The following is a 26,159-nucleotide window of genomic DNA, read 5'->3' on the forward strand; positions in this document are numbered from 1 at the left end:
GCCCGGGGCGCGGGCAGAGCCAGGGCCCCGGGCACGAGCCGGGCTGAGGCCCGGGGCACGGGCCGGAGGGTGAGGCCTCCGGCCCGTCCCTCAGTGGCGTTCGAGCTGGACCTTCGGGATGATCCGCGCCAGTGGCGCCGGGAGCCACCACGCGCGCCGCCCCAGCAGCTGCATGACCGCGGGCACGATCAGACAGCGGATGACCACCGCGTCCAGCAGGATCGCCACGGCCAGGCCGAGCCCGAACTGCTGGAGCATCCGGTCGGGGCTGAGGACGAAGGCCGAGAACACCACGATCATGATCGCCGCGGCGGCCGTGATGACCTTCCCGGTCGCCGCGAGCCCCTCCCGTACGGCGCCCTGCGGGTCCTGGGTGCGCTCCCACTCCTCGTGGATCCGGGAGAGCAGGAAGACCTCGTAGTCCATCGAGAGACCGAAGACGATCGCGAAGATCATCACGGGGATGAACGCCTCGATCGGGCCGGGCTGCACCCCGAACCAGCCGTGCTGGAAGACGAGGGTGATCACCCCGAGGGCCGCTCCGATGCTCAGCAGGTTGAGCAGCGCCGCCTTGATCGGGATGAGCACGGACCGGAAGACGAGGAGCAGCAGGAGCGCGGAGAGGCCCACGACGACCGCGACGAAGAGCGGCATCCGGTCCGAGACGGTGGCGGCGAAGTCCTCGGTCGCCGCCGTCGGCCCGCCGACCAGCAGATCGGCGCCGGTCGCCCGCTCCACCGGCGGCAGGACGTCGGAGCGCAGCCGGTCGACGAGCTCCGACGTCGCCTCCGCCTGGGGCGCCGACTCCGGGAAGGCGATGACGGTGGAGACGGCGGCGTCCTTCGTCGGGATCGGCGCGGTGGCCGCCGCGACGCCCTCCGTGTCCTCCAGGGCCGCGCGCAGGGCGCTCGCGGCGCGCTCGCCGCCGCCGTCCGCGACCACGATCAGCGGCCCGTTGAAACCCGGCCCGAAGCCCTCGGCCAGCAGGTCGTACGCCTGCCTGCTGGACTTCGTCGGGGCGTCGTTGCCCGCGTCGGCGAAGCCGAGCCGCATGTCGAGGGCGGGCGCGGCGAGCGCGCCCAGGGCCACCACCGAGACAAGCAGGGCCGCCCACGGCCGCCTCTGCACGGCCGTCGCCCAGGCGCGCCACCTGGCGCCCTCCGGGCGAGTCGTCTTCGCGGCCCGCTTGGTGACCTGCCGCTGGATGCGCCGGCCGAAGATCCCGAGCAGCGCCGGGAGCAGGGTGAGCGAGGCGGCCATGGTGACGAGGACGGTCAGTGCGACGGCGAGCGCCACGCCCTGCAGCGAGCCGAGGCCGAGCACGACCAGGCCCATCAGGGCGATGATCACCGTGCAGCCGGCGAAGAAGACCGTGCGCCCCGCCGCGTCCAGTGCGGTCCGGGTGGCCCGCTCGGGCTCCGCGCCGTGCAGGAGTTCGGTGCGGTAGCGGGAGAAGATCAGCAGCGCGTAGTCGATCCCGACACCGAGGCCGACCAGCATCATGATCGGCGGGGTGAAGTCCGCGACGTCCGCGAGGTGCGAGGCCAGCGCGATCAGCCCGATCGAGCTGCCGACCGCGAAGACCGCGGTGACCACGGGCAGGCTCGCCGCGACCAGGGACCCGAACAGGAAGACCAGGATCACCAGGGCGCCCAGCATGCCCGCGCCCTCGGCCGCTCCGCCGCCGCCCTCCTCGGCGCCGCGTGCCGCCTCACCGCCGACGGCGGCGGTCAGCCCGTCGCCCTGCGCCTCCCGCACGGTGTCGATGACCTTCAGGACCTCGGTGCGGTCGGTGTTCTCCGCCGCGCCGTCGAGGGTGACGATGGCGTAGGCGACGGTGCCGTCCTCGGAGACCGCCGCCCTCTCCTCGTACGGGCTGCGTACGTCCGTCACCCCGGGGAGCCCCTCGACCGTGTCGAGCAGGCCCTCCACGCGCGCGTGGACGGTCTTTTCCAGGACGCCCCGCTCGTCCTTGACGACGATCTGCAGGGTGGCGTCCGTGGCCTGGGCGGACCCGTGCCGTTCCAGGACGGTCCGTGCCGCCTGCGAATCGGTGCCGGGCAGCGAGAAGTCGTTGTGGTACGCGCTCCCGACGGCCGTCGAGGCGCCGGTCGCGGCGGCCACCACCACGATCCACAGCAGCACGGCGGACCAGCGGTGACGGTACGAGAAGGCGGCCAGGCGCTCGAAGACGCTGCCGCGCCGGGTCGGTGGGTTCGGAGGGTTCGGTGGGTTCGTCGTGGGATCGGTGTCCCGCGTGACGGTCATGATCGTTTCTCCTTCTGGGAGTTGCGTGCCGGGAGTCACAGGTACGAGGGCCGGGTCACCCGGTGCCGGAAGGTGCGCCAGGTCCACACCTGGGCGGCGACGAGGAACGGGGTGACGACGAGCAGCGCGGGCACGAGCAGGGCGAGCGTGGCGCCGTCCGCGGCATGCTCGGCCAGAGGAAGGGCGCTCCCGGCGAGCAGCGGAAGGGCGCCGAGCAGGGCGGCGGTGAGCGCGAAGGACTGCCACGGTGCGGTCCGACCGGTCCGTCCGGTCCGCCCCACGAGCAGACGGGCGCGTTCGTACGGCAGCCCGGTCAGCCGGAGCGTGGCGAAGCCGAGCCCGTGGGCGGCGAACAGGGCGGCCGTGGCGACGGCGACGAGGAGCGCGGTCACGCCGCCGGCCCGCTCGTACGGCGCACCGATCAGCGGCGCGGCCAGCAGCCATCCCCAGGACAGGGCGACCGTCCAACTGCCGCACACCACCGCGCCGTCGCAGACCGCCCGCCAGCGTCGCCCCGGTCCCCGCCCGCGCGACCAGAGCCCGAGGTCACGGACGATCCAGCCGGTCAGCAGGGGGAGGAGGACCACGAACTGGCCGGTCAACAGCTCCCGTTCGACGTCGGGGAAACAACCGACGAGCACACCCGCCGTAGCGATCAGCCACACCTCGTTGCCCAGGAAGAAGGGCGCGAAGGAGGTGAGGACGAGACGGCGTTCGTGGTCGGTGCGGCCGAGGTACGGGGTGAGCATCCCCGTTCCGATGTCCGCGCCCGCGAGCACGAAGTAGCCGGTGGCGAAGAAGGCGAGCAGGACGATGGCGAGGGTTTCCACGGCCGGGCTCCTCAGTAGCTCGTGGCGGGCAGGGAGTCGACGGGGTCCCCGGGTCCGTCACCGGGTCCGCTCTCGGGTCCGTCCGCGCGTCCGCCGCCCTCGGTACCGCCCTCGGGCCTGACCCGGTCGTCGTGGCCGAGGCCCGCGTCGACCGGGCCCCGGCGGGCGTGCCGGGCCAGCAGCCAGGCGTTGAGGACGACGAGCAGCCCGAAGAGAGTGGTGAAGACGATCAGCGAGGCGCGCATCGCGCCGGGGGAGAGGTCGGAGACCGCGTCCTCGGTCTTCAGGAGGCCGTACACGACCCAGGGCTGGCGGCCCGCCTCGCGGAACACCCAGCCGCTGATCATCGCGAGGTAGGGCAGCGGTACGGCGGCCATCAGGGCCAGATGCCAGAGCCGGAAGCGGAAGACGACCTTCTTGAAACAGGCCAGGATCACGCCGGCGAAGGTGAAGTACATCATCAGGGCGAAGCTGATGAGCATGACGAGCCCGCCGCCGCGGGTCCACGCCTCGGAGGGGACGTAGTCGCCGGGGCCGAAACGGGCGACCATGTCCGCCTGGATCTGCGCGATTTCGGCCGTCTTCTGGCTGAACACGGCCGACTTCATGGGCTGGAAGGTGCCGAGGGCGGCGAACTGGATGCCGCCGAAGACGGCCGTGACCATCAGCGCGGGGAAGGAGAGGAACACTCCGATCCGCAGGCTCCGGCCGAAGAACTCCCACTCGGACGTCCGCCGGAACAGGTGGTACGCGCTGACACCGGCCACGAAGAAACCGGCCGTGAGCAGCGCTCCGGCGAGGATGTGCCCGAAGGCGAGCAGGGCCGATGGGTTGGTCAGCACGGCGACCGGGTCGTCCAGGACCAGCCTGTCGCCGCCCTCCACCCGGTACCCGACCGGGTGGTTGAGGAAGCCGTTGGAGACGAGGATCCAGTACGCCGAGAGGTACGCGGTCAGCGTGACGACCCAGATCATCGCCAGATGGACCCAGCGGTTGAAGCGGTGCCAGCCGAAGATCCACAGTCCGAGGAAGGTCGACTCGACGAAGAACGCGACGATCGTCTCGACCGCGAGCGAGGCGCCGAAGACATTGCCCGCGTAGTGCGTCAGCCCGCTCCAGCTCATCCCGAACTGGAACTCCATCACGATGCCGGTGACGATCCCGACCGCGTAGTTGATCACGTACAGCTGGCCCCAGTAGCGGACCATGCGCGCGTGCAGCGGCTTCCGGCCGATCGTCGCCACCGTCTGGACGACGGCGACCACGGTCGCGAGCCCCAGCGTCAGCGCGACGAAGAGGAAGTGGCCGCCCGCCGTGAGGGCGAACTGCAGCCGGGCGAGATCGAGGACGCCTGGATTCACGCAGCCAGCGTCGGCGTACGGCTAGGAGGCCCGCGTCGCCCCGGGGTGGTCAGTGGCCGTACCCCCGGGGTTGCGCCGCCCCACGCGCGCGTACCCCAGGAGTTGCGTCCACGCGCGCGTGCCCCCTAGGGGACGAACCGTGGGTCCCGCCCGACGCGCGGATTCAGCCCAGCCAGCCGGGCGTGATCATCCCCGACTCGTACGCAAGGATCACCAGCTGCGCCCGGTCCCGGACGTCCAGCTTGGTCATGATCCGGCTGACGTGCGTCTTGGCGGTGGCCGGGGAGAGCACGAGGCGCTGGGCGATCTCGTCGTTGGAGAGACCCGCCCCCACCAGGCCCATCACCTCGCGCTCCCGTTCGGTGAGGGCGTTCAGACGCGGGCTCGGATCGGGCTGCTTCGAGCGGCCGGCGAACTCCGCGATCAGCCGACGGGTCACGGCCGGGGCGATCAGCGCGTCGCCGCGGGCCACCACCCGTACCCCGTGCAGCAGCTCCATCGGCTCGGTGTCCTTGACGAGGAAGCCGCTCGCCCCGGCGCGCAGCGCGCCGTACACGTAGTCGTCGACGTCGAAGGTGGTCAGGATGACCACCCGGACCCCTTCGAGACGGGCGTCGGCGGTGATCCGGCGGGTGGCCTCGAGGCCGTCGAGCCCGGGCATCCTGATGTCCATCAGGACCACGTCCGGGCGGAGTTCGCGGGCGAGCGCGATCGCCTGCTCGCCGTCCCCGGCCTCCCCGACCACCTCGATGTCGTCCTCGTCGGCCAGGATCGAGCGGAACCCGGCCCGGACCAGTGTCTGGTCGTCGGCGAGTACGACGCGGATCATCGGGGTTCCCCCTCGGACGTGGTGATCGTGGACGCGGGTGTGCCGAGCGGCAGCCGAGCGTCCACCCGGAAGCCCCCGGCCGTGCTGTGCGCGGTCAGTTCGCCGCCGAAGGCCCGGGCCCGCTCGGCCATGCCCCGGATGCCGCTGCCCAGCGGCAGCTCCTCAGGAGCCCCCTCGCCGTCGTCCTCGATGCGCAACCGCAGTTCGTCGGCGCGCCAGTCGAGCGCGATCGTGGCGGTACGGGCACCGGCGTGCCGGGTTACGTTGGTCAGCGACTCCTGGACGATCCGGTACGCGGCGAGATCGACCGGCGGCGCCAGCGGTACGGGTGTGCCCGTCAGCTCCGTACGGATGTCGAGGCCCGTGCTCCTGGCCCGCTCGACCAACTCCCCGAGCAGGGCGAGCCCGGAGGTCGGCGCGGTCGGCGCGGTCTCGTCGGCCTGGCGCAGCACCCCGAGCGTGGCGCGCAGCTCGCGCAGCGCGTCCTTGCTGGTGGCCTTCACCGCTTCGAGCGCTTCCTCGGCGGCGGCCAGCGCGACCTCGGGCTCCGGCTTCTTGCTCAGCCGGTGCAGCACCGCGCCCGACTGCACGTTGATCAGCGAGATGCTGTGGCCGAGCACGTCGTGCAGCTCCCGGGCGATCCGCAGCCGCTCCTCCGTGGCGCTCTGCCGGCCACGCGCCTCCTGCTCCCGCTCGGCGGCGAGCGCCCGCTGCTCCACTTCGTGGAGATAGGCGGTCCGGGTCCGCTGGGCGCGGCCCACGGCGACGAGGCTGATCAGCCAGCCGGACAGCATCGCGAGCGAGGTGTCGTCGATCTGCCGACGACCGCTCTCCTGCCGGAGCTCGCCGAGGCCGACGGCGAGCAGCGTGACGGAAGCCAGCGCGACCGCCGCGACGAACCGGCCCTCCGCCGCCGTGGTGTACAGCGCGAGGGCGAAGCAGATCATCAGCGGCCCGTCCTGCGCCGACACCGGGTAGTAGGCCATGCAGGCGAGCAGGGTGACGACGGCTACGGCGACGGGTGCCCGTCGCCGGAAGGCGAGCGCCCCGCAGCCGACCGCGACCAACACCCAGGCGACGACCGTCCGGGCCACCGGCTCGTCCACGTCGAGCCCGGACAGCACCGTCCAGACGGTCACGACGAGGGCGACGACCAGGGCCACGACGGCATCGGCGGCGCGCGGGGACATGCCGCCGCCACGGACGCGGAAGGGGAGGGCCATGTCAGGAAGGATAGGCGCGCGTGGGGCCGGGCCGTTCAGGCGCGTCGGCGCTCCTCACGCGCCCGTACCAGCTCCTCGACCGCGCTCGGGAGGGTCGTCTCGAAGTCGATGAGCTTCGCCCAGGTCGGGGTCACGACGATCCGGACCATGCCGTCGGCGTAGAGCGAACGGACCTCGGCCTCCCAGGTGACCCGCTGCTCGGGCGTCATCACGTAGGTGCTGTTCGCCTGGAGGAACTCGTCCGGGATGCCTTCGACGAGGTCGAGATCGGCCCGGCCGCGGATGAGCAGGATCTTCGGCGGGTGCACCTCGGTGTCGATGGTCAGGGCGACCGCCGGGTTGTCGCGCAGGGCCGACAGCTTGGGGGCGTTGGGCGGTGTGCACATGACGATTTCCGAGCCGTTCCAGGCGAAGCCGATCGGAACCGCCCGGGGGGTGCCGTCCTTGGCCACGTACGCCAGCCGGGTCACGTCGCGGGCCAGCAGTTCCCGGCTGATCGGATGGTCCAGGACCTCGGTGATCTCGCTCGGCTGCACGATCGGACCCACCTTCCCGCGGTCGTTCACCAGTCCTCCCAGCTTAGGAGGGATCGGGAGATCGGGGCGGGAAGAGAGACTTCGGCGGCAGGCCGGAGTCTCTGTCGACCGGCTCTGCCGCGCCCGCACCCCCGAGGCCTCGTCCGGTGGCCGCGGGACCGCGTGGTGCGCTTGACACCAAAATCGAACATCCATTCTTATGGGATTCCGGCCCTTGGAATCGCGGGGTTGTGGGCGAGTTATCCACAGGTCGGAGGGACGTCGGGGCCCATTGTCAGTGGCAGGGGTTAGCGTCTTTCACATGAAGCGATCGACTCAAGCAAACCGGGTGGAACCCATGGCAGGTACCGACCGCGAGAAGGCCCTCGAGGCCGCGCTCGCGCAGATTGAACGGCAATTCGGCAAGGGTGCCGTGATGCGCATGGGCGACCGCACCCAGGAGCCGATCGAGGTGATCTCCACCGGCTCGACCGCCCTCGACATCGCGCTCGGCGTCGGCGGACTGCCCCGCGGCCGTGTCGTGGAGATCTACGGCCCGGAGTCCTCCGGTAAGACGACCCTGACGCTGCACGCCGTCGCCAACGCCCAGAAGGCCGGCGGTCAGGTCGCCTTCGTGGACGCCGAGCACGCCCTCGACCCCGAGTACGCGAAGAAGCTCGGCGTCGACATCGACAACCTCATCCTGTCCCAGCCGGACAACGGCGAGCAGGCCCTCGAGATCGTCGACATGCTGGTCCGCTCCGGCGCCCTCGACCTGATCGTCATCGACTCCGTCGCCGCGCTCGTCCCGCGCGCGGAGATCGAGGGCGAGATGGGCGACTCGCACGTGGGTCTCCAGGCCCGACTGATGAGCCAGGCGCTCCGGAAGATCACCAGCGCGCTCAACCAGTCCAAGACCACCGCGATCTTCATCAACCAGCTCCGCGAGAAGATCGGCGTGATGTTCGGCTCGCCGGAGACCACGACCGGTGGCCGCGCCCTGAAGTTCTACGCCTCGGTGCGCCTCGACATCCGCCGTATCGAGACCCTCAAGGACGGCACGGACGCCGTCGGCAACCGCACCCGCGTCAAGGTCGTCAAGAACAAGGTCGCGCCGCCCTTCAAGCAGGCCGAGTTCGACATCCTCTACGGCCAGGGCATCAGCCGTGAGGGCGGCCTGATCGACATGGGCGTGGAGCACGGCTTCGTCCGCAAGGCCGGTGCCTGGTACACGTACGAGGGCGACCAGCTCGGCCAGGGCAAGGAGAACGCCCGCAACTTCCTGAAGGACAACCCCGACCTCGCCGACGAGATCGAGAGGAAGATCAAGGAGAAGCTGGGCGTCGGCGTCCGCCCGGGGGCAGCTCCTGCCGAGGCGGCCGCGGAGACCACGGGTGGCGCCGAGGCGGCCACCACGGACGACACGGCCAAGTCCGCCCCGGCGGCCAAGGCCACCAAGGCGACCAAGGCCCCGGCGGCCAAGAGCTGAAGCCGTGACCGGTCGCACCGAATGGCCGGGCGACAGCCCCGACTCGTCGAGGGCCGAGAAGGAGCTGTCGCCCCAGGATCCGGCTGAGCGGGCGCGGGCGATCTGCCTGCGCCTGCTCACCGGGACCCCCCGTACGCGCAAACAGTTGGCCGACGCCCTGCGCAAGCGCGAGATCCCCGACGAGGTCGCCGAAGAGGTGCTCTCCCGCTTCGAGGATGTCGGGCTGATCGACGACGCCGCCTTCGCCGACGCCTGGGTGGAGTCCCGGCACCACGGTCGGGGCCTCGCCCGCCGGGCCCTCGCCCGCGAACTGCGGACCAAGGGAGTCGACCCCTCGCTCATCCAGGAAGCCGTGGGGCAGCTGGACTCCGAGCAGGAGGAGATCACCGCGCGCGAGCTCGTCGACCGCAAGCTCCGCGCCACCCGCGGCCTCGACCGGGACCGCCGACTGCGCCGCCTCGCGGGAATGCTCGCCCGCAAGGGGTACCCGGAGGGTATGGCCCTCAGAGTCGTCCGCCAGGCCCTGGAGGCCGAGGGCGAGGACACGGAGGGCTTGGACGAGCCCTTCTAGCCGCGAGGCCGGGGCGCGTACGGGCTACGCGGCTACGACGTCGTCCCCGGCAGCAGGACCGGCAGGCCCGCCTGCTTCCACGCCTGGAAGCCGCCGATCACATCCGTCGCCCGGTGCAGCCCCAACTGCCGCAGCGACGCCGCCGCCAGCGAGGACGCGTACCCCTCGTTGCAGAACACCACCACCCGCAGGTCATGGCTGTCCGCCTGCGGGGCGCGATGGCTGCCCAACGGGTCGAGCCGCCACTCCAGTTCATTGCGCTCCACGATCAGCGCGCCGGGGATCAGCCCGTCCCGTTCGCGCAGCGCCGCGTACCGAGTGTCGACCAGAAGCGCGTCACCCGCCTCGTACGCCTCGTGGGCCGCCCGGGGTTCGATCCGGTCCAGAGCCGACCTGACCCGCTCGAGGAGCTCGTCGATCCCCACCCGCTCGCCTGCCTGCCGCTCACTCACTGCCAGTCCTCCGGACGCTCGACCTGCTCAAGACGGAGCACCGCGCCCGACCGGCTGAAACGCCGGATCAACGGGAGCGGCGGATAGTACGCGTGGACCGACACGGCGTGCCCGTCGGCGGAGTCGTTGAGCACCTCGTGCACATGGTGCTGCCCGAAAGCACGCCCCTTGCCCGCCGGCAGGCGCCGCTCCCGGTCGACCCCGTCGGCCAGTTCCAGGGTCTTCCAGCCGCCGGACGGCAGCCGTACCGCGAGGGAGTTCTCCCGCAGCGCACCGCGCGCCGTGGTGAACGCGCCGTGCGACTCGGCGTGGTCGTGCCAGCCCGTGCCCGTGCCGGGCGGCCAGCCGATCAACCAGGCCTCGCTGCCCCCGGGCCCGTCGAGCCGCACCCACGTACGGCCCTCGGGATCGAGGGGAAGCGAGTCGATCAGTTCGTCGTCCGCCGCCGTCCGACGGACGAAGTCCAGAAGGTCGGCCGCCGAAGGCGCGCCGGACGACGCGGCGGGCGACGCTGAGGACACCGCGCCGGACGATGCCACGGCCGAAGGGGCTGCGGCACGGGCGCCAGAGGGTACGGCTGAGGAAGGGGAGACATGCTGGGGCACGGAGGACCGTCCTGGAAGTTCGCGGGAGAAACGCGCGTCAGCCACGCCGACTTCGGTCGGCGGCCGGGATCACGCGAAGGAAGGGCGAATTCAGCAGGACGGGCGACACACGCAGCCCGCGAAGCGGAGAAGATCCATATGGACCCTCCGCCACAGGCGCACATCGGTGTCGGTCACGCTCCGGAGTACACCATGTGCGCCCGCGAGGGTCAATTGATGTCCGCAGTACGGTCGCTCGGCGTGGCCCCTGGTGAGATCTCCTTGACGGAGGGCTCCGCCTTCCCGCCCCGGGTCGCGTCCGCCGCCGCGTACAGCTCGTCCGGCCGGACCCCCGGGAACGAGGCCACCAGATGCCCGTCCGGACGTACCAGCAGGACGGTGTGGGCGCCCGCGCCCGGGTACGCCTCCGTCACGAGCAGTTCCGCCTTCACCGGCAGGGCCCGTACCGCCTCCGCGAGCCGTGGCATCACGCCCGCGCTCACCCAGTGCCGCCGGTCCCACACACCCGTACCGGGCGCGACCAGCACCACCAGGAGCCGCCCCTGACCGAGCCGGTCCCGGAGCCGTACGGTCGTGCCGTCGGGCGCCGTCACGCGGACGTCCTCGACCGGCGCGCCCGCCCCCGTGCCCACCGCGCTCCGAGGCGCCCCGGCGTCCTGGGGCGCGAGAGGGGAGTGCGGGTATGCGGGTGGCGCCCCCAACGGGCCGCGCCCGAGGTGACCGTCCGTCAACAACGCGTCGTGGCTCCGGGACCCGCCGGGCAGGTACGTCCGCAGGCCCCCGCCGCCGCGCAGCACCGGAAGCGACTGGTCGGCGGCCCGCAACCGGGAGGCGACGGCGGCCCGCCGCTCGCTCTGGTAGCTGTCCAGCAGCGTGTCCGAGGCCCCGTGGTGCCAGGCGTACGCGAGCTTCCAGGCCAGGTTGTCGGCGTCCCGCAGCCCCTCGTCGAGACCCTGCGTGCCCACCGCGCCCAGCAGATGCGCGGCGTCGCCCGCAAGGAACACCCGGTCCACGCGCCAGCGCCGCGCGAGCCGGTGGTGCAGCGTGTGGACACCGGTGTCGATCAACTCGTACGGCGGAGTCACCCCGCCGCACCAGCCGGCCAGGGTGTCGCGGATCTTGGTGACGAGCGCGTCGGGGGTGACGAGGTCGCCGCGCGCGGGCAGCAGCCAGTCGATCCGCCAGACCCCGTCCGGCAGCGGGCGGGCCGTGACCTCGTCGCCGCCGCCCCGCCACGGCGGCTGACGGTGCAACAGGGCCTCGCCGGGCCAGGGGAGTTCGGTGCGCAGGGCGGCGACCGCGTGCCGCTCCACCGCCGTACGCCCGGGGAATCGGATCGAGAGCAGCTTGCGCACCGTGGAGCGGGCGCCGTCGCAGCCGACCAGATGGCTGCCGCGCCACCACGTCCCGCTCGTTCCGGAGCCGGAGCCGGAGCCGGAGCCGGAGCCGGAACCGGAACCGGAACCGGTACCGCGGGTGTGCGCCGTGACCCCGCGCGCGTCCTGCTCGATCGTGTCGAGGCGGGCGTCGGTGACGAGCTGGACCAGCTCCTGTCCGGCGATCGCGTCGCGCAGACCGCGCGCGAGGGCGTGCTGCGGGATGTGCAGCGGGGCCGCCGGGCCCTCGCCGTCACTCTCCGTGTCGCCGAGACCGAGACTGAGTTCGATGTGCCTCATCTGTTGCCTGCGTCGCACGGATCGCCAGCCGACCCAGCGGACCCCCTCGTCACGCAGGGTGGCGCAGCCGAGGCGTTCGACCATCGAGGCCATGTCCGCGCGCAGCACGACCGTACGGGCGGGGCGCGGATCCTCCTTGCCGGGGCCCTCGTCGAGGACGACGCTGGGTACTCCCTGCGAGGCCAGGGCAAGGGAGAGCGCGAGGCCCACGGGCCCCGCGCCGACGATGATCACCGGGTCCACGGCGCGGCTCCTGAAGGCCGTTCGGTCATGCGGGTAGCACAGCGAAGTGTGGCGCGAGCCCGGTGCGTGATCACAGAACGTATGCAACCCATTGCGGGTGCTTGCGTCAAGCGACGGGGGCAGCGGCGCGACCGCCACTGCCCCCGGATGATGTCACATACTGTCAGTTCTTCGAGGTACCAGGCCCGTCGGAGCCGTCGACCCCGCCGCCGACCGTGTTCCCGAAGGCCTGGCCGGGGTCCGCGCCGAGCACGACCCCCGTGGCCGCGGTGTCGGGGGCGTGGATCCCCGTCTTGGCCCGGCGGCCCCGCTTCTCGATCCAGGTGGCCAGCGCGGAGAGAGCCAGACACAGCGCGATGTAGATGGCGCCGAAGACCACGATGGTGGAGACGTACGGGTACTGGCCGTTGACCTGCGTGTTGGAGGCGATGAGGCGGGCCGAGTACAGCAGCTCGGGGTAGAGGATCACGAAGCCGAGCGAGGTGTCCTTCAGGGTGACGACCAGCTGGCTGATGATCGTCGGCAGCATCGCCCGGACGGCCTGCGGGATCAGGACCGTGGTCATGACCTGCGTCTTGCTCATGCCCAGGGCGTACGCGGCCTCGCGCTGCCCCTTCGGCACGGCGTTCACGCCGGCGCGCAGCACCTCGGCCTGGACGCAGCCGTTGTAGATCGACAGGCCGATGGCCAGCGCCCACAGCGAGTGGTCGATCAGGAAGGCGAACCACACCGCGAAGATCGTGATCAGCAGCGGGATGGAGCGGAAGACCTCGATGAAGCCGGTGGCGACCACGCGGATCGGCGCGTGGTCGGAGAGCCGGGCCACGGCCAGTAGCACGCCGAGGACGAGCGAGCCGACGGCCGCGAGGCCGAACGCCTTGAGGGTGGCGACGAGCGCGTCGGCGATGTTCTGCCGGATGCCCGCGTAGTTGAAGATGTCCCACATCGCGGGGTCGAGGTGGCCCTTGTCGGCCAGCCGGACCACGCTCACGGCGAGCAGGGCGACGATGGCGAGGGTGCCCACGACGGCGTAGATCCGGTTGCGGACACGCGCCTTGGGGCCCGGGGTGTCGAAGAGAACGCTGGCACTCATCGGGCGACCTCCATGCGGCGCTCAAGGACACGGAAGATCCCGCTGATGGTGAAGGTGACGACCAGGTACGCGAGGGCCACCCACAGGAAGATGGCGCCGATGGCGTAGCCCTGCTCGCTCATCAGCGTCTGCCAGCCGAAGAGTTCGGTGACACTGAAGGCGCCCGCGATGGCCGAGTTCTTGGTGAGCGCGATGAAGATCGAGCTCAGCGGGGGCAGTACGGTCCGGGTGGCCTGCGGCAGCACGATCATCCGCAGGGTCTGCGAGAACGTCATGCCGAGCGAACGGGCGGCCTCGGCCTGGCCGATCGGCACCGTGCTGATGCCGGAGCGGACCGCCTCGCAGACGAACGCCGAGGTGTAGAAGCCGAGCGCGAGCGAGCCGAGCAAGAACGGGCTCATGCCCGGGAACAGGATCTCCGGGACGACGAAGAACGAGACGAGGAAGAGCAGCGTCAGCGGCGTGTTGCGCAGCAGTGTGACCCAGGCGGTCCCGAAGACACGCAGGGGCGGAACGGGCGAGACCCGGAAGCCGGCGACGACGATGCCGAGGACCAGCGCGATGACCGAGCTGACGGCGGTGATCGACACGGTTCCTATGAAGCCGTCGCGGAACTCCGGGAAATGGTCGAGCAGTACGTTCATGAGGTCTCCGCGTCGGCGGTCAGCGGCTTGGGGGCAGGAGGAGCAGCGCCCCGTACTTTCCTTCCGTACGGGGCGCTCGACATCGAGCGAGGATCAGTAGCGGGCGAGCGCCGGCGGCTCGGTGTAGTCGGAGCCGGAGAGACCCAGGGTCGCCTCGTAGATCTTCTTGTACGTGCCGTCCTTGATGTTCTTCTCGAGGATGTCGTTGATCTTGTCGCGCAGGACCTTGTCGTCCTTGTTCATGCCGACGCCGTACGGCTCCTCGGTGAAGGGCTTGCCCACGACCTTGAGCTTGCCGGAGTTGGCGGCGGCGTAGCCCTTGAGGATCGCGTCGTCGGTGGTGACGGCGTCGACCTGCTTGGTCAGCAGCTGCTGGACGCAGTCGGAGTACTTCGCCAGCTCGGTGGTCTGGGCGCCGTACTCGGGCTTCTTGATCTCCTGCAGCGGGGTGGAGCCCGTGATGGAGCAGACCTTCTTGCCCTTGAGGGTCGTCGGGCCCGTGATCGCGGTCTCGTCCTTGCGGACCAGGAGGTCGGCGCCGGCCTTGTAGTACGGACCGGCGAAGCCGACGAGCGCCTTGCGCTTGTCGTTGATCGTGTACGTACCGACGTAGTAGTCGATCTTGCCGAGCGAGATCGTCGACTCGCGGGACTTGGAGTCCACGGTCGTCCACTCGATCTTGTCCTCGGTGAAGCCGAGCTCCGCCGCGATCATCTTGGCGATCTCGACGTCGAAGCCGGACCGCTCCTTGGTGGCCTGGTCCTCGAAGCCGAGGTACGGCTGGTCGGCCTTGGAGCCGATGATCAGCTTGCCGCGCTGCTGGGCCTCCTTGAAGGTGGGCGACTCCAGCTTCACGTCGGTGGCGACGATGTACTTGGGGAGCTGCGGGGCGCTCGAATCGCCGGGCTTCACGGCGGGCTTGTCGCCGGCGGAGCCCTCCTTGCCACCACAGGCGGTCGCGGTGAGCGCGAGCACGGCGACGGCCACGGCCGCGGACTTGCGAAGCTTCATGGTGAACATCCCTTGATTCGTGGGTTGTTGATCGGCAGGTGAATCATGCGGGCTGACCGTCGTCAGTGGTGCAGGATTTTCGAAAGGAAGTCCTTGGCCCGGTCGCTTCGCGGGTTGCTGAAGAACTCGTCCGGCGTGGCCTGTTCGACGATCTTGCCGTCCGCCATGAACACCACGCGGTTGGCGGCGGACCGCGCGAACCCCATCTCGTGGGTGACCACGACCATGGTCATGCCGTCCCGCGCCAGCTGCTGCATGACCTCGAGAACCTCGTTGATCATCTCGGGGTCGAGCGCGGAGGTCGGCTCGTCGAACAGCATGACCTTCGGGTCCATCGCCAACGCCCGCGCGATCGCCACGCGTTGCTGCTGACCACCCGAGAGCTGCGCCGGGTACTTGTCCGCCTGGGTGCCGACACCCACCCGGTCGAGCAGCGCGCGAGCCTTTGCCTCGGCGGCCGCCTTCGCGGTCTTGCGGACCTTGACCTGGCCCAGCATCACGTTCTCGAGCACGGTCTTGTGCGCGAAGAGATTGAAGGACTGGAAGACCATGCCGACGTCGGCGCGCAGCCGAGCCAGCTCCTTGCCCTCCTGGGGCAGCGGCCGGTTGTCGATCGTGATGGCCCCGGAGTCGATCGACTCCAGGCGGTTGATGGTGCGACACAGTGTGGACTTGCCGGACCCGGAGGGTCCGATCACGACCACGACCTCGCCACGGGCGATGGTCAGGTCGATGTCCTGGAGCACATGCAGCGCGCCGAAGTGCTTGTTCACGTTGGACAGCACGACCAGGTCGCCCGCAGCCGCTATGGCGTCTTCCGAGCCCTTGGTCACTGACACTCCGCTCATCGGCTTTTTGCTCCGTCCTCCTCGGTTGGGGAGGACACTAGGCACTCGGCGCGATGAGCGTCATTACATCTGAGCGGAAATTGAGGATAACGATAAGGCCTCAACCGGACACCCTGCGTGAAGAGGAGCCCGGGGGCGTACCGGGTCCATAACAGAAACCCCGGCGTAACAGGGGGAGACTTGACTGTGACGGCGACCATCGGCGTTCATGCCCTGGTAGACAGTTAGCCATCAGAGGATGGCAAGCCCACGATCACCAGCCACCGGAGGGGGGCCATGAGACTCCTGCTCGTCGAGGACGACGATCACGTAGCCGCGGCCCTGTCCGCCGTACTGGCGAAGCACGGCTTCACCGTCACGCACGCCCGCAACGGCGAGGAGGCCCTCCAGGCGGTGCTGCCCGCCGCGCACGGCGAGCGCCCTTCGTTCGGGGTGATCCTGCTCGACCTCGGACTGCCCGACCAGGACGGCTACCAGGTCTGCGGCCGGATCCGTAAGCTCACCACCACCCCGGTGATCATGGTGACGGCGCGCGCCGACGTACGGTCCCGGATACACGGCCTCAACCTCGGGGCCGACGACTACGTGGTCAAGCCGTACGACACCGGGGAACTGCTCGCCCGGATCCACGCCGTCAGCCGGCGCACGGTCGTCGGCGACGAGGCGGGCGGGGCCGGTGAGGACAGCGCGCTGCGGCTCGGCTCGGTCGTCATCGAGCTGCCCACCCGCCGGGTCAGCGTCGACGGCGCGCCCGTGCCGCTGACCCGCAAGGAGTTCGACCTGCTGGCCCTGCTCGCCCAGCGGCCCGGTGTGGTCTTCCGGCGCGAGCAGATCATCAGCGAGGTCTGGCGCACCAGCTGGGAAGGGACCGGCCGCACCCTCGAGGTGCACGTGGCCTCGCTCCGCTCCAAGCTGGCCATGCCCGCCCTGATCGAGACCGTGCGCGGCGTCGGCTACCGCCTGGTCGTCCCCGTCGCCTAGCCGTCCGGGTCCTTCGTGCGCACACGTCTCCTTCCGCTCCTCCTCGTCCTGATGGCCGGGGTGCTCCTCGCCCTCGGCTTCCCGCTCGCCGCGAGCCTCGCCGCCGCCGAGCAGCAGCGCGTGGTCGTCGACCGGCTGGACGACGCGGCCCGCTTCGCCGCGCTCGCCCAGTTCGTCAGCGAGTCCGAACCGTTCGTGGACGAGCGCCGCACCACGCTCCGCGGCGAGCTCGCCAGCTACCACGACGTCTACGGCATCCGGACGGGCATCTTCTACCGCGACAACCGGGCCATGGCCGCCGCGCCCGAGGACTGGGTCGTCCCGTACGAAGGTGAGGGGCGTCGTGCCTTCAACGAGTCCCTGCTCGGGCGCCGCAGCCACGACCCGCCCCAGGTGTGGCCGTGGCAGCCGCACGCCCGCCTCACGATCGCCTCGCCGGTCGTACGGGACGGAGACGTCGTCGCCGTCGTGGTGACCGACTCGCCCACCGGGCAGCTGCGCTCGCGGATCCTGAGCGGCTGGCTGATCATCGCGGCCGGGGAGTTCGCGGCGATGCTGGTCGCCGTCGGCGCGGCCTTCCGGCTGACCGGCTGGGTGCTGCGGCCGGTCCGCGTCCTGGACGCGGTCACCCACGACATCGCCACGGGGCGGATGAAGTCCCGGGTCGCCGCGGCCGGGGGGCCGCCCGAACTGCGCCGTCTGGCCCGCTCGTTCAACGAGATGGCCGACAACGTCGAGGACGTGCTCGAACAGCAGCGGGCCTTCGTCGCCGATGCCTCGCACCAGTTGCGCAACCCGCTCTCCGCGCTGCTGCTCCGTATCGAGCTGCTCGCCCTCGAACTCCCCGAGGGGAACGAGGAGATCGCCGCCGTCCGCACCGAGGGCAAGCGGCTGGCGCAGGTCCTCGACGACCTGCTGGACCTCGCGCTCGCCGAGCACGCCGCCCCTGATCTGTGCCTCACCGACATCGGAGCGCTCGCGGCCGAGCGGATCGCCGCCTGGCGCCCGCTCGCCGACGAGAAGGGCGTACGGCTCGAGGGGGAGCGGCGGGCGGTGACGGCGTGGGCGGACCCGGTGGCGCTCTCCAGCGCGCTCGACGCGGTGATCGACAACGCGCTGAAGTTCACGCCGGAGGGGGAGGAGGTCACGGTCGCCGTGGCCTCGGAGGGCGACACCTGCACGATCGTGGTGGCGGACCGGGGGCCGGGGCTCACGCAGGAGGAGCTCGACCGGGTCGGCGACCGCTTCTGGCGTAGCAACCGCCACCAGAACATCAAGGGCTCGGGCCTCGGCCTGTCGATCTCCCGGGTCCTCCTCGCGGCGGGCGGCGGCTCGATCGCCTACGCGCCGCACGAGCCGCACGGGCTGCGTGTGACGCTCACGGTGCCGAGGACGGGGCCGCAGGGGCGGTGAGGGGCGGGGCGGTGGAGGGCGGAGTGGCCGCGCCTTGGATCGCGGACTGTACGGCTTCTTAGGCTTCTTACCGCTTCTTACCGCTACTTGCGGCTTCCTGGGGCTTCTTCCGGCTTCCTGCGGCTTCTTACGGCTTCACGGAGCGGTAGTAGCGCCGGGCGCCCTCGTGGAGGGACAGGGGTTCCGTATAGATCGCGGTGCGGAGGTCCACCAGCTGCGCCGGGTGGACCTTGCGGCCGATCCCGTCCCTGCTGTTGATCACCGTGCGCGTGAAGCCCTCCACCAGCGCCGGATCCGTCGCGTCCGTCGTCACCAGCAGGTTCGCCACGGCCAGTGTCTTCACCGGCTGGCCGTCCTGGGCCCGGGCGTAGGCGTCCGCGGGGATGACGGCGGAGCGGTAGTGGCGCGTCGACTCGCCCACGTTGTGGACCTTGTCCACCAGGGCGCTTTCGAGCGAGACCAGCCGTATCGGCAGGCGCTCGGAGAGTGCCTGGACGGCCTGGGTGGGCAGACCGCCCGACCAGAAGAACGCGTCCAGCTGCCCGCGTTCCAGCAGGTCAGGCATGGTGTCGATGCCGGCCGAGACCGGCTCGACGGCGGCGTCGGGGTTCAGACCGCCGGCCGCGAGGACCCGGTCCGCGATGAGCCGGACGCCGGAGCCCTCCTGGCCGACGCCGACCCGCAGCCCGCGCAGATCGGCCACGGACCGGATGGCCGACTCCTTGCGGACGACGAGCTGGACGTAGTCGTCGTAGAGGCGGGCGCAGCCGCGCAGCCGGTCGTGGCCCGGCTTGAGGTCGCGCCGGTACTGGGCCACGGTGTCGGCCGTCGCGACGGTGAAGTCCGCTTCGCCGGATGCCAGGCGGGCGAGGTTCTGCTGGGAGCCCTCGCTGTTCTTCAGCGTTATCGACACGTCCGGCAGATCGGTGGCGAGGGCCTGCCGCAGCAGCTCGCCGTACCGCTGGTAGACCCCGGTGGGGACGCCCGTACTGAACGTGACCCGCCCGCTCGGCGCCGGTGTACCGAACGGAACCAGCCACCAGACCAGCAGCCCGCACACCACCAGGACCGCCGCCGACGCCTGGAGAAGGCGGCGGCGGACGGAGCGGGAGTACGAGGCGAGCATGGCGCGATCCTGCCAGCTCGATCCCCACCCTGGCCAGGCCGTGCCTCCGTGTGCTGCTTCACGCGTGTGCCCTTCCACGCGCGCGTGGAGGGGGCCGTGTGTACCTGCCGGCCGGGGATTCGGCGGTCACAGACCGGTGGCCTGGGCCCGCAGCCAGCCGAGCAGGGCGGCGATCCGCTCGTCCCGATCGGGCGGCTGCGGGCTGAGCAGGTGGTAGCCGGTGCCGTCCTCGACCAGGCCGAAGGGCGCCACGAGCTGCCCGCTCATCAGGTCGTCGTGGACCAGCGCGTACGGGCCGATGGCCACGCCGACGCCGGCGACGGCCGCCTGCAGCGCCAGGTAGAAGTGCTCGAAGGTCTGCTCCCCGGTGGGATCGACGCGCCTCCGGGTGATGCGCTGCCAGTCCGCCCATGCCCGCGGCCGGGTGCTGGTGTGCAGAATCGTCACACCTGCGATGCCGCTCTCGACCGTGAGCCATTCCGCCACGTCCGGGCGGCAGACCGGACCGATGCGTTCCATGAAGAGGGGGGAGCGGGTCACGTCAGCCGGTACGGGGAAGTCGTCGCGGCGCAGGGCGACGTCGACCGGGTCCCGGTCGAAGGAGACGGGTCCGCCGCCCGCCGACAGGTGGACCGTGAGGTCGGGCACCTGGGTGGCGAGGGCCGGCAGCCGAGGAATGAGCCAGCGCATCAGCAGCGTCGGCTCGCAGGACAGCGCCAGCGGACCGCCGCGTTCACGGCCCGAGACCTCCCGCGCGGCCGTGTCGATCCGGTCGAGCGAGTCCCGGACGGCGGCCGCCAGGCGACGGGCCTGAGGGGTCGGCCGCAGCGAGCGGGTCCCTCGCTCGAAGAGCGTGACGCCGAGGGACTTCTCCAGATTCTGGATCTGCCGACTGACGGCGCCGTGGGTCACGTGCAGCTCGTGCGCGGCCCGGGTCATGCTCGCGTGCCGCACGGTCGCCTCGAAGGGGAGGAGCGTGTTCAGCGGGGGGAGGTCGGGCCAGCGCATGTGTGAAATCTACTCACAGGTGAGGTGAGAAGGAATCGCTTGTCGAGCGCCTTCCCGAGCGCCAGGGTTGACGTCAGTGGCGGCGACTCCGAGGAGGACAAGACATGAGGCGGACACCCCAGGCCGATCCCGTGACGGGCGTGGCCGTCCTCGCGGACGACCTCACGAGCGCCGGCGACGGCGCGGCGCCCTTCCGCAGGACGGGGCACCGGGCGACGGTCCTGCTGCCCGGGGCTGTCGAGCCGGGCGGGCCGGTCCGCGACGGCGTCGTCGCCGTCGACCTCGGCAGCCGTCTGCTCGACGAGCCGTCGGCCGTGGCCCTCGCCGCGTGGTTCGCGGACGCGTTCGCCGACTCCGACCTGCTGATCAAGACCGTCGACTCGACGCTCCGGGGCCATGTGGCGGCCGAGATCCGTGCCGCCCACGCCGGTTCGGGCCGACGGGCCGTCGTCGTCGCGCCCGCGTTCCCCGCCGAGGGCAGGACGACCGTTCGGGGGGTCCAGCACGTCCACGGGGTACCGGTGCACGAGACGGACTTCGCGCGCGACCCGGTCCACCCCGTCCGCACCGCCGACCTCGCGCGGCTGCTGCCCCAAGCGGAGCTCCTCGAACCGGAGCACTTCGGGAAGCTGGCGGAGCTGATCGAAGAGGGAGGCGTGTTCGTCTGCTCGGCGGCCACGGACGCCGACCTCGGGCTGCTGGTGGCCTCCGTGCCCCAGCCCCGTGACGTGCTCTGGGTCGGCTCCCCGGGCCTCGCCGCCGCGCTCGCCGCACACCACCCCCGTACGCAGGCCGACCCTCCGCCCGCACCGCCCCGCGCACGGCGCCCCTTGATCGTGGTCGGCAGCGCGCACCCGGCGACGCGCCGCCAGCTGGACCGGCTGCGCACCCGCGTGGACGTGACCACGGCCGAAGCGGCCGACGCCCCGGCCGAGGCCCTCGGGCACCTGGGCCGCTCCACCGCGCCCGTGCTCGTCGCCCACACTCCGGACGCCCGCCGCACGGCAGCCGGGTCGCTGACCGGCGAGCTCGCCCTCGTCGTACGGGAGTTGGTGGCGGACGGCCTGGTCGACGGGCTCGTGCTGACCGGCGGCGAGACCGCGGTGGCCGCGCTCGAAGCCCTCGGCGCCGCCGGTGTCGACCTGGTCGACGAACCCGAACCGGGGATCGCCCGAGGCGTCCTGCTCAGCCCACCCCACCTTCCCGTCCTGATCAAAGCGGGCGGCTTCGGCGACGACGGAACACTCGACCGGCTCTGCGGCCTCCTCATGGAAGGCGGGCCCACGCGATGACGGCCCCCATCGCCCTCACCATGGGCGACCCCAACGGCATCGGCCCCGAGATCACGGTCAAGGCGTACGCCGACCCACGGCGCCGTCCCCCGATCGTCGTCATCGGCGACCCGGCCACTCTCACCCGGGCCTGCAGGATCACGGGCACCGAGCTGACCGTGCGGCCGATCGCCTCCGTCCGCGACGCGGCCCACGACCCCCGAGTCCTCGATGTCCTCCCCGAGGACCCCCTCCCTGGGGACCTGGAGCTCGGCACGGTGGACGCCCGCGCCGGAGCCGCCTCGTTCCGGTACGTGCGCCGAGGCATCGAGCTCGCGCTCCGCGGCGAGGTCCGCGCCCTCACCACGGCACCGATCAACAAGGAGGCCCTCGGGCTCGCGGGGCTGCCGTACCCCGGCCACACCGAGATCCTCGCCGAGCTCTCGGGCACGAGCGACTACGCCATGATGATGGCCAACGACGAGCTGCGGGTCGTCCTCGTCACCGTCCACCAATCGCTGCGCACGGCGATCGACTCCCTCACCGTCGCCCGCGAGCTGGAGATCATCCGGCTGACGGACCGGACGCTCCGGGCCGGCCGCGCGACGGGACCCTCGGGGGCCCGCCCCCGCATCGCCGTCGCCGCCCTCAACCCGCACGCCGGGGAGAACGGACTGTTCGGGCGCGAGGACCTCGACATCATCGAACCGGCCGTACAGGCCGCCCGGCGCGAAGGCATCGACGCCAGCGGGCCCTGGCCCGCCGACACCGTCTTCATGCGCGCCCGGGCGGGCGAGTTCGACGCCGTCGTGGCCCAGTACCACGACCAAGGGCTCATACCGGTCAAGTACCTGGGCCTGGAGCACGGCGTCAACATCACCATCGGCCTGCCGTTCGTGCGCACCAGCGTCGACCACGGCACGGCCTTCGACCTCGCAGGCCGGGGCACCGCCGACCACACCAGCCTGCTCACCGCCCTGCACCAGGCCGACACCCTGGCCGCCCAGAGCCCGGCACCCGCCTCGTAGACCCCGGCGCCCGCCCCCTTGCCCCGGCACCCGCCCCCTTGCCCCGGCACCCGCCCCGTAGACCCCGGCACACGCCCCCGCAGGCCGCCGCACCCGCCGCCACTGCCCGCAGGCTCCCGCCCCCCCCGATCCGACCGAAGGACCGACCCCCGTGGACTTCATCTTCATGCTCACCCGTGACGACAGGACCGTCACGGACTGCCTCGACGTCCTCGACACCGTTCGGGACCTCGGAGTCGCCCACCTCGGCTTCAAGGACGTCGGAGTGGAGCCGGCCACGCTCGACCGGCTTCACCGGCAGATCAAGGACATGGGCGCCACCAGCTACCTCGAAGTGGTCAGCACCACCCGCGACGAGGCGCTCACGTCCGTCCGGCGCGCGATCGACCTCGGCGTCGACCGGCTCATGGGCGGCACCTGGATCGACGAGACGCAGGCCCTCCTCGCGGGCACCTCCGTCGAGTACCTCCCCTTCGTGGGCGAACCGCTCGGCCACCCCACCCGCCTCTCCGGCCGCCCCGACCGGATCGCCGACGACTGCCGCCGGGCGGAGGCGGCGGGCTGCGCGGGCGTCGACCTCCTCGCCTACCGGGCCACGGAAGCGGACCCGCTCGACCTCGTCCGCGCAGCCCGAGCGGCCACCACGGGCCGCCTGGTCGTGGCCGGCAGCATCACCACGGCCGCCAGGATCCGGGCGGTGGCGGCCGCCGGAGCCGACGCCTTCACCATCGGCTCCGCAGCCTTCGACGGATCCCTGCGCCCCCACGCGGGCACCCTCGCCGCCCAGCTCGGCGCGGCTGTCGAAGCCGTCGCGAGCCTCCCCACGAACGCCCCCGCGCCCTCGCCCGGGCGGCTCGGGGACGGGCAATCCCCGGCACCGCATACCCTTGTTCCATGACCAGCAGCGACCGGAGCCAGGCAGTGGACGTCCAGCGAACCTACGAAGTGCGCACCTACGGGTGCCAGATGAACGTCCACGACTCCGAGCGGCTCTCCGGTCTGCTGGAAGACGCCGGCTACGTCCGCGCCCCCGAGGGCTCCGACGGTGACGCCGACGTCGTCGTCTTCAACACCTGCGCGGTCCGCGAGAACGCCGACAACAAGCTCTACGGCAACCTCGGCCGGCTCGCCCCCAGGAAGACCACGCGCCCGGGCATGCAGATCGCCGTCGGCGGCTGTCTCGCACAGAAGGACCGCGACACCATCGTCAAGAAGGCCCCCTGGGTCGACGTCGTCTTCGGCACGCACAACATCGGCAAGCTGCCGGTCCTCCTGGAGCGCGCCCGCGTGCAGGAAGAGGCCCAGGTCGAGATCGCGGAGTCGCTGGAGGCCTTCCCCTCCACGCTGCCGACCCGCCGCGAGTCCGCGTACGCCGCCTGGGTCTCGATCTCCGTCGGCTGCAACAACACCTGCACCTTCTGCATCGTCCCGGCGCTGCGCGGCAAGGAGGAGGACCGCCGTCCCGGCGACATCCTCGCCGAGATCGAGGCCTTGGTCGCCGAGGGCGTCTCGGAGATCACCCTTCTCGGTCAGAACGTGAACGCGTACGGCTCCGACCTGGGCGACCGCGAGGCCTTCTCCAAGCTGCTGCGCGCCTGCGGCGAGATCGAGGGCCTTGAGCGGGTCCGTTTCACCTCGCCGCACCCCCGCGACTTCACGGACGACGTCATCGCCGCGATGGCCGAGACCCCGAACGTCATGCCGCAGCTGCACATGCCGCTGCAGTCCGGCTCGGACACGGTCCTCAGGGCCATGCGCCGCTCCTACCGCCAGGAGCGCTTCCTCGGCATCATCGAGAAGGTCCGCGCGGCCATCCCGCACGCCGCCATCTCCACCGACATCATCGTGGGCTTCCCCGGCGAGACCGAGGAGGACTTCGACCAGACCATGCACACGGTCCGCGAGGCCCGCTTCGCCAACGCCTTCACCTTCCAGTACTCCAAGCGGCCCGGCACCCCCGCGGCCGAGATGGACGGGCAGATCCCGAAGGAGGTCGTGCAGGCGCGCTACGAGCGTCTCGTCGCCCTCCAGGAGGAGATCTCCTGGGAGGAGAACAAGAAGCAGGTCGGCCGGACGCTGGACGTCATGGTCGCCGAGGGCGAGGGCCGCAAGGACGGCGCCACCCACCGCCTCTCCGGCCGCGCCCCCGACAACCGGCTCGTCCACTTCACCAAGCCGGACCAGGACGTCCGCCCGGGCGACGTGGTGACCGTCGAGGTCACGTACGCCGCCCCGCATCACCTGCTGGCCGAGGGCCCGACGACGTCGGTACGCCGTACCCGCGCCGGCGACGCCTGGGAGAAGCGCACCACCGCGGCCGCCGCGAAGCCTGCGGGCGTCCTGCTCGGACTGCCGAAGATCGGTGTCCCGGCTCCGCTTCCCGAGGCCTCGGCCCCGGCCTGCGGAAGCCACTGACACCCGCGCAACACCGACATCTGACGCATCCGAAGAACCGGGGGGCCGGGATGGGTAAGTGGATCGTCGTCGCACAGCACGCCAGCGGCGACACATACCGCACCGAAGTCATACGGAAGGTCGCCGGCACGCGGGAGGACGCGCAGGAGGCGATGCGGGCCGCCTCGCTGACCTTCCACGAGCCGTGGCGCGAGAAGTCGCGGGAGGTGTACCGCTTCCCCGACGGCGACAGCTGCCTGGTGATCGTCAAAGGGCTGATGTCGGAGCGGCACACGGTGCTGAGCATCGCCGAGCTGGTCCACGACTCGGCCGACCCCGGGATCGCGAAGGCGGCCCCGACAGGCGGCGAGCCGCAGGACGGCGTCCCGCCCATGGACCGGAGGCCGTCGCAGTAGGCTGCGGATCATGCTTGTCGCCGCAGCCGTCTGTCCCTGTCCTCCTCTGCTCGTGCCCGATGTGGCGGCGGGAGCCGCCGGTGAGCTCGATGGAGCCCGGACGGCCTGCGCCGATGCCCTTGGACTGCTCGCCGCCTCCCGGCCCGACCGGCTCTTCGTCGTCGGCCCCGCCGACGAAGGAGCGCACGGTACGTTCCCGGCCGGTTCGACCGGAAGCTTCGCGGGCTTCGGCGTCGATCTCTCCGTACAGCTCGGTGCCGGGCCCGCCGGGGAGCGACCGCTGCCCGCGTCCCTCGCCCTCGCCGCCTGGCTCCTTCAACGTGCCGACTGGGCCGACGCGCCCGTCGAAGGCCTCGGCGTGAGCCGGTCGCTGGAGACCGACCGATGCGTCTCCACCGGCCGCGAGCTGGTGACCAAGACCGAGCGCGTGGCGCTCCTCGTGATGGGCGACGGCAGCGCCTGCCGGACCCTCAAGGCCCCCGGCTACCTGGACGAGCGGGCAGCGGCCTTCGACGCGGAGGCCGCCCGCGCGCTGGGCGCGGCGGACGTGGACGCCCTGCTCGGGCTCGACGAGCACCTCGCGGACGAGCTCAAGGCGGCAGGCCGGGCCCCCTGGCAGGTCCTCGCGGGCGCGGCCCAGGGCGCGGACCTCGACGGCAGGCTCCTCTACGAGGACGCCCCGTACGGCGTCGGCTACTTCGTGGCGGCCTGGTCGTAACAGCAGCCGAAGCACCGGACACCCCGGAAGCGCCGAGCACACCGGTCTCAGCGCATGACGAACGGCGGGGGGGGGGGGGGGGGGGGGGGCCCCCCGCCGGCCCGCGGGGGGGGGGGGGCCCCGGACCCAGGGGTGGGGGGGGGGCG

25 protein-coding genes are annotated in these 26,159 nt (G+C 71.6%); 10 read left to right on the top strand and 15 right to left on the bottom strand.

Annotated features, from left to right (window positions below; genetic code table 11):
• Positions 1–90 precede the first annotated feature (90 nt).
• From ACGFYP_RS31550 to ACGFYP_RS31575, 6 genes are all read right to left on the bottom strand, one after another.
• Positions 91–2,268 carry an MMPL family transporter gene (locus ACGFYP_RS31550; RefSeq protein WP_393500881.1) on the bottom strand — a complete coding sequence of 726 codons (2,178 nt, stop codon included), beginning with the start codon at positions 2,266–2,268 and terminating at the stop codon, positions 91–93.
• 35 nt (positions 2,269–2,303) lie between these two features.
• Positions 2,304–3,098, bottom strand: a complete 795-nt coding sequence (locus tag ACGFYP_RS31555; RefSeq protein ID WP_393500884.1) for a cytochrome d ubiquinol oxidase subunit II — start codon at positions 3,096–3,098, stop codon at positions 2,304–2,306.
• Between the two features lie 11 nt (positions 3,099–3,109).
• Entirely contained in the window at positions 3,110–4,459 is a 1,350-nt protein-coding gene (locus ACGFYP_RS31560; RefSeq protein WP_393500887.1) for a cytochrome ubiquinol oxidase subunit I, read from the bottom strand.
• Between the two features lie 163 nt (positions 4,460–4,622).
• On the bottom strand, positions 4,623–5,288 hold the full coding sequence (locus ACGFYP_RS31565; protein ID WP_361966219.1) for a response regulator transcription factor: 666 nt from the start codon (positions 5,286–5,288) through the stop codon (positions 4,623–4,625).
• On the bottom strand, positions 5,285–6,511 hold the full coding sequence (locus ACGFYP_RS31570) for a sensor histidine kinase (protein ID WP_393500891.1): 1,227 nt from the start codon (positions 6,509–6,511) through the stop codon (positions 5,285–5,287). The genes ACGFYP_RS31565 and ACGFYP_RS31570 overlap by 4 nt, the downstream gene beginning before the upstream one ends.
• A gap of 35 nt (positions 6,512–6,546) precedes the next feature.
• Positions 6,547–7,047 carry a pyridoxamine 5'-phosphate oxidase family protein gene (locus ACGFYP_RS31575; protein ID WP_393501148.1) on the bottom strand — a complete coding sequence of 167 codons (501 nt, stop codon included), beginning with the start codon at positions 7,045–7,047 and terminating at the stop codon, positions 6,547–6,549.
• 337 nt (positions 7,048–7,384) lie between these two features.
• On the opposite strand from ACGFYP_RS31575, the gene recA reads away from it, so the two are divergent.
• Together recA and recX are read left to right on the top strand one after the other, a co-directional pair.
• Entirely contained in the window at positions 7,385–8,515 is a 1,131-nt protein-coding gene (gene recA / locus ACGFYP_RS31580; RefSeq protein WP_393500893.1) for a recombinase RecA, read from the top strand.
• Between the two features lie 4 nt (positions 8,516–8,519).
• Positions 8,520–9,086: a recombination regulator RecX gene (gene recX, locus ACGFYP_RS31585; RefSeq protein WP_361966213.1), complete on the top strand. Its 567-nt coding sequence runs from the start codon at positions 8,520–8,522 to the stop codon at positions 9,084–9,086.
• Between the two features lie 32 nt (positions 9,087–9,118).
• On the opposite strand, the gene ACGFYP_RS31590 is transcribed toward recX, so the two are convergent.
• The 7 genes from ACGFYP_RS31590 to ACGFYP_RS31620 form a co-directional block, all read right to left on the bottom strand.
• On the bottom strand, positions 9,119–9,538 hold the full coding sequence (locus ACGFYP_RS31590; protein WP_393500896.1) for a rhodanese-like domain-containing protein: 420 nt from the start codon (positions 9,536–9,538) through the stop codon (positions 9,119–9,121).
• On the bottom strand, positions 9,535–10,077 hold the full coding sequence (locus ACGFYP_RS31595) for a cysteine dioxygenase (protein WP_393500899.1): 543 nt from the start codon (positions 10,075–10,077) through the stop codon (positions 9,535–9,537). The genes ACGFYP_RS31590 and ACGFYP_RS31595 overlap by 4 nt, the downstream gene beginning before the upstream one ends.
• Before the next feature lie 275 nt (positions 10,078–10,352).
• Complete coding sequence (locus ACGFYP_RS31600; RefSeq protein ID WP_393500902.1) at positions 10,353–12,062, bottom strand: FAD-dependent monooxygenase; 1,710 nt, start codon at positions 12,060–12,062, stop codon at positions 10,353–10,355.
• A 163-nt stretch (positions 12,063–12,225) separates the two neighbouring features.
• A complete protein-coding gene (locus ACGFYP_RS31605; protein WP_393500906.1) occupies positions 12,226–13,155 on the bottom strand; it encodes an amino acid ABC transporter permease in 930 nt (309 codons plus the stop codon).
• On the bottom strand, positions 13,152–13,799 hold the full coding sequence (locus ACGFYP_RS31610) for an amino acid ABC transporter permease (RefSeq protein WP_393500909.1): 648 nt from the start codon (positions 13,797–13,799) through the stop codon (positions 13,152–13,154). Before ACGFYP_RS31610 ends, ACGFYP_RS31605 begins: the two co-directional genes overlap by 4 nt.
• Positions 13,800–13,892: 93 nt before the next feature.
• Positions 13,893–14,810, bottom strand: coding sequence for a glutamate ABC transporter substrate-binding protein (locus ACGFYP_RS31615; RefSeq protein ID WP_393500912.1), 918 nt, complete (start codon positions 14,808–14,810; stop codon positions 13,893–13,895).
• Between the two features lie 62 nt (positions 14,811–14,872).
• Positions 14,873–15,658 (bottom strand): amino acid ABC transporter ATP-binding protein, encoded by a 786-nt coding sequence (locus ACGFYP_RS31620; RefSeq protein ID WP_361966199.1) that lies wholly within the window; start codon positions 15,656–15,658, stop codon positions 14,873–14,875.
• 276 nt (positions 15,659–15,934) lie between these two features.
• Here ACGFYP_RS31620 and ACGFYP_RS31625 point away from each other — a divergent pair, with 276 nt between their 5' ends.
• Positions 15,935–16,639 carry a response regulator transcription factor gene (locus ACGFYP_RS31625; protein WP_393500916.1) on the top strand — a complete coding sequence of 235 codons (705 nt, stop codon included), beginning with the start codon at positions 15,935–15,937 and terminating at the stop codon, positions 16,637–16,639.
• Between the two features lie 15 nt (positions 16,640–16,654).
• Positions 16,655–18,052 carry a sensor histidine kinase gene (locus ACGFYP_RS31630; RefSeq protein WP_393500919.1) on the top strand — a complete coding sequence of 466 codons (1,398 nt, stop codon included), beginning with the start codon at positions 16,655–16,657 and terminating at the stop codon, positions 18,050–18,052.
• 127 nt (positions 18,053–18,179) lie between these two features.
• Here ACGFYP_RS31630 and ACGFYP_RS31635 read toward each other — a convergent pair whose 3' ends face one another.
• Together ACGFYP_RS31635 and ACGFYP_RS31640 are read right to left on the bottom strand one after the other, a co-directional pair.
• Complete coding sequence (locus ACGFYP_RS31635; RefSeq protein WP_393500922.1) at positions 18,180–19,178, bottom strand: TAXI family TRAP transporter solute-binding subunit; 999 nt, start codon at positions 19,176–19,178, stop codon at positions 18,180–18,182.
• Positions 19,179–19,304: 126 nt separating this feature from the next.
• Positions 19,305–20,186 (bottom strand): LysR substrate-binding domain-containing protein, encoded by an 882-nt coding sequence (locus ACGFYP_RS31640; RefSeq protein ID WP_393500925.1) that lies wholly within the window; start codon positions 20,184–20,186, stop codon positions 19,305–19,307.
• A gap of 104 nt (positions 20,187–20,290) precedes the next feature.
• On the opposite strand from ACGFYP_RS31640, the gene ACGFYP_RS31645 reads away from it, so the two are divergent.
• The 6 genes from ACGFYP_RS31645 to ACGFYP_RS31670 all read left to right on the top strand — a co-directional run bounded on the left by ACGFYP_RS31645 (position 20,291) and on the right by ACGFYP_RS31670 (position 26,013).
• Complete coding sequence (locus tag ACGFYP_RS31645) at positions 20,291–21,478, top strand: four-carbon acid sugar kinase family protein (RefSeq protein WP_393500928.1); 1,188 nt, start codon at positions 20,291–20,293, stop codon at positions 21,476–21,478.
• Positions 21,475–22,485 carry a 4-hydroxythreonine-4-phosphate dehydrogenase PdxA gene (gene pdxA, locus ACGFYP_RS31650; RefSeq protein ID WP_393500931.1) on the top strand — a complete coding sequence of 337 codons (1,011 nt, stop codon included), beginning with the start codon at positions 21,475–21,477 and terminating at the stop codon, positions 22,483–22,485. The genes ACGFYP_RS31645 and pdxA overlap by 4 nt, the downstream gene beginning before the upstream one ends.
• 151 nt (positions 22,486–22,636) lie before the next feature.
• Entirely contained in the window at positions 22,637–23,383 is a 747-nt protein-coding gene (locus tag ACGFYP_RS31655) for a HisA/HisF-related TIM barrel protein (protein WP_393500933.1), read from the top strand.
• A complete protein-coding gene (gene miaB, locus ACGFYP_RS31660; RefSeq protein ID WP_393500936.1) occupies positions 23,380–24,900 on the top strand; it encodes a tRNA (N6-isopentenyl adenosine(37)-C2)-methylthiotransferase MiaB in 1,521 nt (506 codons plus the stop codon). Before ACGFYP_RS31655 ends, miaB begins: the two co-directional genes overlap by 4 nt.
• Before the next feature lie 50 nt (positions 24,901–24,950).
• Positions 24,951–25,295 carry a hypothetical protein gene (locus ACGFYP_RS31665; protein WP_393500939.1) on the top strand — a complete coding sequence of 115 codons (345 nt, stop codon included), beginning with the start codon at positions 24,951–24,953 and terminating at the stop codon, positions 25,293–25,295.
• 10 nt (positions 25,296–25,305) lie between these two features.
• The gene (locus tag ACGFYP_RS31670; protein WP_393500942.1) at positions 25,306–26,013 is read left to right on the top strand and encodes a class III extradiol dioxygenase subunit B-like domain-containing protein; all 708 of its coding nucleotides are present in this window, start codon (positions 25,306–25,308) and stop codon (positions 26,011–26,013) included.
• The last annotated feature ends 146 nt before the right edge of the window (positions 26,014–26,159 follow it).

Origin of the sequence: Streptomyces sp. NPDC048370 (assembly GCF_043200825.1) — a bacterium.
In the GTDB taxonomy this organism is placed as follows: domain Bacteria; phylum Actinomycetota; class Actinomycetes; order Streptomycetales; family Streptomycetaceae; genus Streptomyces.